Source organism: Agathobacter sp. (assembly GCF_977054825.1).
In genome coordinates this window covers 173487-182852 of the sequence record NZ_CDRTEH010000005.1, presented here as the reverse complement: position 1 = coordinate 182852, position 9366 = coordinate 173487, and the positions used below count along the sequence as shown (strand labels likewise).

Sequence of the window (9366 nt, the reverse complement as noted above, 5' to 3'; positions counted from 1 at the left end):
CAATGTTCTCCATATCGTGGATGAGATGTCAATCCTAATATGCATGGATAATTTTTACCAATAATTGTTCTAATTCTATCTCCCCAACTATATGTATTTGCAGTTACTGTAGTTGGTTTATAGTATTGCTTAATATACAACGATAATCCTCTTTTTAACTCAATGTAATTAGTACTTGTTCCCATTCTTGCAACAAGTGCATTTATCAAAGCAACGCCATCTGAAGATTCTAAACTATTGTATTTATTGTTGTATTCAGAATACTCAATCATTTCATTATTATCAGCATTTACAATAACATATCCCGTTGGGTTTAATTCATAGTAGTATGCAATAATATTCTCATTAGAATCATACAATTTAATTTCAGAAGTATAATTTACTGAAGAATTTTGTTCCATTGTTGTATATGCAAAAGTTGTAATATTAACACTAAAAAGTAATACAAATATTATTAAGAAACTTATAAATTTATGCTTTTTAAACATAATGATTCCTCCTTCACCACAAAAGTCAATTTTTTCTGATGTAGCACACTTACAATAAGATAATTATATTATCTTTGTCATAAACCATCGGAAACACCTCATTTCCTTATTTCCTTGCGTTTTTTTAATGTTTATTCATAGAATATAGTCAATCCAACAAATTAGTTTAAAGTGGTTATTATCTTTCTATTTCAAATTTTTCTTATTATACTTATAATAATACAGTATATTTAATGATTTACAAACACAAATTAAGTTTAGTATAAAGTTTTTATATATATTTCAACTGTCAAATATACTTTTAATAATAATTAACTCACTTTATATACACCACTTACAACTTTTTCATAAAAAAGAAATCGTACATGGCTTTCTGATGTATAATGAATTTGCACAAAAACAGTACAAAGGAAAGTGACCCTGTACGACAAAGACATTATAAAACGAAAACTCATTAATTGGTAGACTTCATAAATATTTTTTGAATATTATGCAACTTTTTCTGTTCCTACGGCAGAAACATTATTTTTACTAGTACTTTAAATACTCGCATTGGAGTCAGCTCATTCAATCAGATTCCTGTACCAGCATTTTCTTGCCGTGATAACAGAAAAATCCCTGAATACTTTTTATCATGCCTGCTCTTATGCCAAAGCTGATTATTCAAGATTTATGAATGTAACTGCCAAAATGGCACTGCACCTTATTCCGGAACAGCTTAAATCACAGCCGGTGTTTCTTTGCATTGATGATACAATAATCTCCAAATTTGGTACAAAATTTGAAAATGTATCAAAGCTGTTTGATCATGCAACGCATAATGGCTGTAATTATCTTAATGGACACTGTTTTGTAAGTCTGATGTTATGTGTGCCCGTGTGGAATCGTGATAAAATATCATATCTTGCGGTGCCGTTAGGATACCGCATGTGGCAGAAAAAAGAATCAAAGCTTGAGCTTGCTGCATCCATGGTACGTCATGTCATGCCTGAATTTTCATCACAAAAAAATGTTATCATACTTTGTGACAGCTGGTATACAAAGCAGAATCTTGTATCCATTGTCAAAGAGTATCCAAACCTTGATCTCATTGAAAATGCCAGAGCAGATTCTATCATTTATGATCATTTATGATCCTTATAGTACTTTATACTGTCCAATAATCATCCCTTGTATATCGAATTAATGTTTAGTATTGCAACATATCCGCATTAAAAAAGGACGCAGGATCTCTCCCACGTCCTCGCATTTATCTGGCTTTATCGTCTCTTACCTTCGGTGCTTCCTTATGTGCCGCTTCCTGCTTCACCTCATCCACACCTCTAGCCTCAAATGCATCTGCATTATACTGATACTCCTGTGGCTCAGCGACCATTGGTGCATATACAACCTCTGCTTCTACTCGCTCAGCTTCTGCCCTCTCCGGCTCTGTCTGTTTCTGCGCTTTCGCATTCTCCATATGCTTTTCCTTATCAAGCTGCACATCCATCGCCAGATTATCCAGCTTATCTATGGATGCGTCCAAATGAATCTCCATTAATACAAGCATCTTTTTCACTGCTTTCATAGGGGCAAGCACCGCCTTTGTAATGGGATGTTTTGTTAAATAAATATGTTCTTTACGTCTTGTTGGTTTATCGGGTTGCATATTTTGTGGAATTACGAGCCTATTAGCAGGTGAAGTCATTATATAATGATTTTCTAATGCATAATTAAATGATTTTGTCAACAAACCTTTAATTGAAATAATAGTATTTATTGAAAATCCATCATTATATAAATCTGTTATAAAAGTCTGCAATATCTTTTTATCTATACTGGATACTCTATATCCCCCTAACTCCGGTTTAAGATATAATCTGATTTTTTTCTCATAGCCATATAATGTACTTTCCTTACATGTCAGTTTACAATCATTTTCCATCCATAAATCCAGAAAATCAGCATATGAAATATCCCTATCTACCATTACCTGTCCAACATTTTCATATTCAGATAATGCCTTTCTTCCAGCTATTCTTGCATCCCTTTTACTAGCAAATCCAGATTTTGATTTACGTTTTCTTTTTCCATCAACGCTTGCCATCTCAAATGAATACTCATATACTTTTTTGCCAGACCTCAAAAAACGTTCTCTTACCATAATCTCACTCATATAATTCTCCTTTTTCATAACGAATATATAAGTAATACTAATAAATCGACTCTTTGAAATCTATGACCTGCGAGGCTAAAAAATTTAACAAATTACTTTTCCGCGTCGACAAAAATACAAAGTATTTCTTCTCACGTCAACGAACTGCAATTTTTCATTATTTTGCGCCAACAAGCCGAAAAAATGTTGACGCGATGTTGACGCGGAGCAATTTAGACACCTCTTTTTATATGAGAATATAAAAAGAGACTTCCGTCTATATTGAAACGGAAGTCTCCAAAAAGCCTATAAAATCAAGCTTTCTATTTAGAATTTGCCCTCGTCAGCAGCCTGCTGAACAGAAACGGCAACTGCTACTGTAGCACCAACCATTGGGTTATTACCCATTCCGATAAGTCCCATCATCTCAACGTGAGCCGGAACTGATGAAGATCCTGCGAACTGTGCATCTGAATGCATACGTCCCATTGTATCTGTCATACCGTATGAAGCTGGTCCTGCTGCCATGTTATCTGGGTGAAGTGTACGTCCTGTACCACCGCCTGATGCTACTGAGAAGTACTTCTTGCCCTGCTCGATACACTCTTTCTTGTATGTACCTGCTACCGGATGCTGGAAACGAGTTGGGTTTGTAGAGTTTCCTGTGATAGAAACACCAACGTTCTCGTGATGCATGATTGCAACACCTTCCTGAACATCATCTGCACCGTAACACTTAACTGTTGCACGGAGTCCGTCTGAGTATGCATGCTCAGATACGATGTTGAGCTTAGCTGCCTTGTAGTCATACTGTGTCTCTACGAATGTGAATCCGTTGATACGTGAGATGATCTGTGCAGCGTCTTTTCCAAGTCCGTTAAGGATAACACGCAGTGGTTTCTGACGAACCTTGTTTGCCTTCTCAGCGATTCCGATAGCACCCTCAGCAGCTGCGAATGACTCGTGACCTGCTAAGAAACAGAAGCACTCTGTCTCCTCCTCGAGGAGCATCTTTCCAAGGTTACCATGTCCTAAACCTACCTTACGGTGATCAGCAACTGATCCAGGGATACAGAATGCCTGAAGTCCCTCTCCGATTGCTGCTGCAGCGTCTGCTGCTCTTCTACATCCTTTTTTGATTGCGATTGCTGCACCAACTGTGTATGCCCAGCAAGCGTTCTCGAAACAGATTGGCTGGATTTTCTTTACCTGATCGTAAACATCAAGTCCAGCGTCCTTTGTGATCTTTTCAGCTTCTTCGATTGAGCTGATACCATAGCTGTTAAGTACAGCATTGATCTGGTCTATTCTTCTTTCATATGATTCAAATAATGCCATTGTCGTTCTCCTTTCCTCTTATTCCTGTCTTGGATCGATGATCTTAACAGCACCCTGCTCTGGAGTTACACGACCGTATGATCCTGAAGCTTTCTCCCAAGCTGTGTTAGCGTCATCACCCTTTTTGATAAAATCTGTCATTTTTCCAAGAGAAACGAACTGGTATCCGATTACTTCATCGTTCTTGTCAAGAGCGATTCCTGTTACATAGCCCTCAGCCATCTCAAGGTAACGAACTCCCTTTGCCTTTGTTGCGTACATTGTACCAACCTGTGAGCGAAGTCCCTTTCCTAAATCCTCAAGTCCTGCTCCAACAGCAAGTCCATCATCAGAGAATGCAGACTGTGTACGACCGTAAACGATCTGTAAGAATAACTCTCTCATAGCTGTATTGATGGCATCACAAACTAAGTCTGTGTTTAATGCCTCAAGAATTGTCTTACCCTGTAAGATTTCTGCTGCCATAGCTGCAGAGTGTGTCATTCCTGAGCATCCGATAGTCTCAACTAATGCCTCTTCAATTACTCCATTCTTTACGTTGAGTGAGAGCTTGCAGGCACCCTGCTGTGGTGCACACCAGCCTACACCGTGTGTAAATCCTGAAATGTCCTCAATTTTCTTAGAATGAACCCATTTTCCTTCTTCTGGAATAGGAGCTGGCTCATGTTTTGCGCCCTTAGCTACAGGACACATGTTTTCAACTTCCTTAGTGTAAATCATCTTAAGACTCCTTTCGTTATGGTTTTAACATACCCGATTTATTCTCTCATATTTTTTGTCATAAGTCTAGAGTATCATCGACAAAAAACAACAAAAATACAATATTTTTTCAAACAACATTACTATTTTTTAAGAACTACGTTGTCCTTGTCCTTGAAAATGTGGTTTGCAGGGATGACTCCGCGTACTCTTGAAAGCGGATAGATGTTTGAATTTCTTCCTATTACTGTTCCCGGATTGAGTACTGAGTTGCAGCCTACCTCCACATGGTCACCAAGCATAGCGCCGAATTTCTTGCGGCCGGTTTCAATCTCCTCTTTTGTATCGTAAACATCCTTTACTACTACGAGAGTCTTGTCGCTCTTTACATTTGATGTGATAGAGCCTGCGCCCATATGTGATTTGTAGCCCAGGATTGAATCTCCTACATAGTTATAATGTGGCACCTGTACTGAATTGAAGATGATTACATTTTTAAGCTCTGTGGAGTTTCCTACTACTGAGCCCTTGCCTACGATTGCGCTGCCACGAATAAAGGCACACTGTCTGATTTCTGCATCCTCGCAGATGATAAGCGGGCCATGCAGATATGCGCTGTCAAATACTGTTGCGCTCTTTGCCACCCAGATATCCTCGCCTCTTTTCTCATAGATTTCAGGGTCGAGTGTTGGTCCGAGCTCCTTTATGAAATCACTTATTCCGGCTAATGCCTCCCATGGATAAGTGAACTGTGATAAATACTCCTTTGCGATTGTTTCATCCAGATTATAGAGGTTTGTTATTTTTGCGTTTTCCATTTTAACGTCCTTTCTTTTAAAATATAAATATTAATTATAGATTTAATAATTAGTCATAATCAAAACTACTCACCAAACAGCTCATGCGCCGCCGCAAGTGCCGCCTCCGACACATCATCTGCCTGTGCATCCTCTGCTGACATATCAAGACTAGCCAGGAACTCCTCAGGGATTCCCATCTCCTTCAGGGCTGTATCATCCGGCACATCATCTGCCTTGTTCTGTACTTCTGCCACGCTTTGTTCATCTGCCTTACTCTGTACATCTACATTGCTCTGTGCATCCGCCGTGCTTTGTGTCTCTACATTGCTCTGCTCATCTGCCGTATTCTGTTCATCTACATTACTCTGCACTTCTGCCTCACCCGGGTTATCGAAATCAAATGATATCTGGTCATTTTCAAACTTAAGGCATGTATCAAATACATTTCCCGCCTTGGATGTGAAGCCTGTGACCTTCCTTTTGGTCTTTCCCGTGGTAAAAAGCTCCGTGAGGATTTCCTCTGAAAGCTCCACCTTTGCCACTGTATGCCATACATTGAAGCCGCACTCACACTCATATTTCCACTGTGTCTTTTTGAGCGGTCTGCCACACTTTGGACAGAGCACATTGGTCTCAACCGGCTTTGGCTTTTCCGGGAAATCAAAGGCTATATCTCCGTCCTCTGTGAGCTTTAGCGGTGCATCAAACTTCATGCCTGTCTTTGAGACAAATCCTGATATAACTTCTGTCTTTTTCTTTGTCAGAAGCTCCTTAAGGACCGATTCCTTTATCTTGACGCTTGCAACCTTGCCCACCATAAAGCGGCAGCTCTCAGGAGCGTCACGCCTGTTGTTCTCACATACAAAGCCAAACGGCGCCACCTGTATTTTGCCTCCGCACTTCGGACATACCACGTCCTTCACCGTCTTTGGCTCTACATGGTCGAAATCAAATTGGACAGAGAGCTTTTTGTTTTCATCCTCCTTAAGCACCAGGCACGCATCGAAGCGTTTCCCGCTTTTGGACTTGAAGCCTCGTATGGTCTCGGTCTTTTTATCATTAAGAAGCTGCTTTAGGTTTGCGGCTGTGATTGTCTTTCCCGCAATCTGTCCCACCGAAAAACGGCAGCTTCCCGGCTCATCGCCCTTGTAGTTCACACAGCCATAGCCAAACGATGTCTTTTTTATCTGGCCTCCACAAATCGGACAGACGACATCCTTTATGATTTCATCCTCCACATTGTCAAAGTCAAATGCTACGACGGTGTGCATTTTTTCACTGCCCTCTGTGACCGGCTCCTGCTTTAACACAAGACATGCGTTGAAGCGCTTTCCCGATTTTGATTTAAAGCCCTTTATCGTCTCGGTTCTGCCGTTTGCCATGAGCTCTAAAAACTGTACCTGCGACAGCTGCTTGTCGGCTATCCTTCCAACGAAGAAATGGCAGCCGTCCTCTGTCTGTCTGTTATAATTCGCACATCTGTAGCCATATGGCGACACATATATATCGCCTCCACAGTCCGGGCATACAATGCCCTCGACCTTTTGCGGCTTTACGTTTTCAAAATCAAAGGTGGCTGATACCTTGTTCGTCTGTTCATCCTTGTTGAGCTTTAAGCATGCATCAAAGCGCTTGCCGCTCTTTGATTTAAAGCCACGGATTGTATCGGTGATTCCCTCTTCAATCAGCTTTTTGACCTGTTCCTCCGGAATATCCAGTCCTGCCACCTGTCCGATATTAAAATTACATCCTGATTTATCATTTTTGTAATTGGCGCAGCCGTAGCCGAACGGTGTGGTCACTATCTCGCCACCGCACACCGGACACTTGACACCTATCTTTCGTCTGGCTGCCGCACCTCTTGCATTTTTGCCTGCAAAGCTGCTGATGCGGTCTGCAATCTCAGGGCGCAGATTCTGCTCTATCATCTTTTCTGTCTCTTTGCGGATAAAGCTCTCAAGCTTTCCCCTGTATTCCCAGAAATCCACAGTGCCCCTTGTGATTCCGTCCAGTCCCTTTTCCCAGTTGGCTGTCATCTTTGGATTAAGAAGTGCCGGAACTGTCATGTATACAACCTCAAACACCATCTCGCCGAGGCTTTCAGGTGTGAGTATCTGTGTCTTTTTGTTCAGATTCAGATATCCTATACGGACAAGCTTCTGGATTATCTCCGCTCTCGTTGCCGAGGTGCCTATTCCCGAGCCCTTTATCTGTTCACGAAGCTCCTCGTCCTCGATAAGCTGTCCTGCATTTTCCATGGCAAGCACCATGGAGCCTGAGGTGTAGCGTTTTGGCGGAGAGGTCTTTCCAAACTTGATATTGTAGCCTAAGCATGCTATCTCATCGCCCGCCTTTAGCTTATCGGCAAGCTCAAGCATCACCTTTGGATTTACGACTATCTCATCATTACCGCCGTTTGCTGTGCCGTTTTCATCGGCACCATCTGCAGTCTCACTGTTTTTACCAAGTATACGTGCGTTTGCTTCCTCAAACGACTTCTTTTTCGGTGGATTCGCCACCTGTAAATAGCCCTCGCTCTTTAGCACCTTCGATGATGCAAAAAAGCTTTCCTTATCCACATTTACGACAAGCTTCACATTCTCATACTCTGCCGGCGGATAAAAAATACTAAGAAAACGCCTGACAATCAGCTCAAATACCGCTCTTTGAAGCGATGTAAGCCCCGAAAGCTCAGTAAGCTGACCTGTCGGGATGATAGCGTAGTGGTCTGTTACCTTGCTGTCATCCGTATACTGCGTATCTGCTATGTTGGCATATAGCCTCTTTTGCATGATATGCTCCACAAAGTCTGCTGTCGGCTCAAATCCCTTTAGCCTGCTTATATTTTTACCAATCTCCTTTGCCACAGCGCTTGAGAGCACTCTGGCATCAGTTCTCGGATATGTGGTGAGCTTTTTCTCATACAGATCCTGAGCCACCTGCAATGTCTCATCCGGGCTGATTTTAAACTTCTTTGAACACTCTGCCTGAAGCTCAGCCAGGTTGAAAAGAAGCGGTGCTCTTTTTTTGGTAATATTCTTAACTATAGATTTAACTTTTGCCGGTTTGCCGTTTAATTCTTCAATTAAAGCGAGTGCATCCTTTTCCTCTTTGAAGCCGTTTTCCTTGTATAAAAGCGGTGATTCAAAGTACTTCGAGCCGTCTACAGCCTTCCACTCTGCCTCCACACCGGCATCCGTAAACCTGCCGATCACCCTGTAAAACGGAGTCTCCTTAAAGTTTCTGATTTCGCGCTCACGGATTACTACCATTCCAAGCACACAGGTCATCACTCGTCCGACCGCGATTGCCGTGTACGAGCGCGTACCCGCTGCATCGTTTAGCAGATTGCCGTATTTAACCGACATGACACGCGAGAAGTTGATGCCCATCGCATAGTCCTCGATGGTACGCATGATGCCGCTCTTTCCGAGGTTTGCATACTCACTCATCGGCTTTGCTTCTTTTATACCTCTTAGGATTTCCTCCTCGGTCTGCGAATCTATCCAGACTCGAAGCTCCTCCATGCCTTCCCTGACACCGCCAAAGTTTCTGATATTCTCCTCGATGGTCTGTCCTTCTTTTCCGGCATCACCTGCCCAGTATACCCGGTCAATGTCCTCTCTCTGTAAAAGAGCGTGCACAATGTTGTACTGCTTGCGCACGCTGTCTATCACATCATATTTGTATTCCTTTGGCAGAAACGGCAGATCCTCAAGCCGCCATTTCTTGTATTTCATGTCGTAGGACTCAGGATAGACCAGTCCGACCAGATGTCCCACACACCATGAAATCACATATTCTCCATTTTCTATATAACCGTCATTGCGTCCGCTCACCCGCAGCACCTTCGCAAATTCCTGTGCCACGGATGGCTTCTCTGTTATTATCAGTGATTTTCCCATAA

General features: G+C 41.9%; 6 protein-coding genes and 1 pseudogene. 1 reads left to right on the top strand and 6 read right to left on the bottom strand.

Annotated elements, in window-relative coordinates; all coding sequences use genetic code 11:
* Positions 1–488, bottom strand: a pseudogene (locus ACW6PM_RS07260) (hypothetical protein); the annotation flags it as partial.
* A 552-nt stretch (positions 489–1040) separates the two neighbouring features.
* On the opposite strand from ACW6PM_RS07260, the gene ACW6PM_RS07255 reads away from it, so the two are divergent.
* The gene (locus ACW6PM_RS07255; RefSeq protein WP_330576707.1) at positions 1041–1622 is read left to right on the top strand and encodes an IS701 family transposase; all 582 of its coding nucleotides are present in this window, start codon (positions 1041–1043) and stop codon (positions 1620–1622) included.
* Positions 1623–1737: 115 nt separating this feature from the next.
* Here ACW6PM_RS07255 and ACW6PM_RS07250 read toward each other — a convergent pair whose 3' ends face one another.
* From ACW6PM_RS07250 to ACW6PM_RS07230, 5 genes are all read right to left on the bottom strand, one after another.
* A complete protein-coding gene (locus ACW6PM_RS07250; RefSeq protein ID WP_456056705.1) occupies positions 1738–2643 on the bottom strand; it encodes a tyrosine-type recombinase/integrase in 906 nt (301 codons plus the stop codon).
* Between the two features lie 306 nt (positions 2644–2949).
* Positions 2950–3960 (bottom strand): GGGtGRT protein, encoded by a 1011-nt coding sequence (locus ACW6PM_RS07245; protein WP_109257253.1) that lies wholly within the window; start codon positions 3958–3960, stop codon positions 2950–2952.
* A gap of 18 nt (positions 3961–3978) precedes the next feature.
* Entirely contained in the window at positions 3979–4680 is a 702-nt protein-coding gene (locus ACW6PM_RS07240) for an iron-sulfur cluster assembly scaffold protein (protein WP_015516644.1), read from the bottom strand.
* 122 nt (positions 4681–4802) lie between these two features.
* Positions 4803–5477 carry an LbetaH domain-containing protein gene (locus tag ACW6PM_RS07235; RefSeq protein ID WP_012742984.1) on the bottom strand — a complete coding sequence of 225 codons (675 nt, stop codon included), beginning with the start codon at positions 5475–5477 and terminating at the stop codon, positions 4803–4805.
* A 65-nt stretch (positions 5478–5542) separates the two neighbouring features.
* Entirely contained in the window at positions 5543–9364 is a 3822-nt protein-coding gene (locus ACW6PM_RS07230) for a topoisomerase C-terminal repeat-containing protein (RefSeq protein ID WP_456056704.1), read from the bottom strand.
* Positions 9365–9366 lie beyond the last annotated feature (2 nt).

Bases quoted from the DNA above. Each gene is read 5' to 3' on its own strand.
- ACW6PM_RS07240 (WP_015516644.1), bottom strand. From the start codon at position 4,680: ATGATTTACACTAAGGAAGTTGAAAACATGTGTCCTGTAGCTAAGGGC.
- ACW6PM_RS07235 (WP_012742984.1), bottom strand. From the start codon at position 5,477: ATGGAAAACGCAAAAATAACAAACCTCTATAATCTGGATGAAACAATC.
- ACW6PM_RS07245 (WP_109257253.1), bottom strand. From the start codon at position 3,960: ATGGCATTATTTGAATCATATGAAAGAAGAATAGACCAGATCAATGCT.
- ACW6PM_RS07230 (WP_456056704.1), bottom strand. From the start codon at position 9,364: ATGGGAAAATCACTGATAATAACAGAGAAGCCATCCGTGGCACAGGAA.
- ACW6PM_RS07250 (WP_456056705.1), bottom strand. From the start codon at position 2,643: ATGAGTGAGATTATGGTAAGAGAACGTTTTTTGAGGTCTGGCAAAAAA.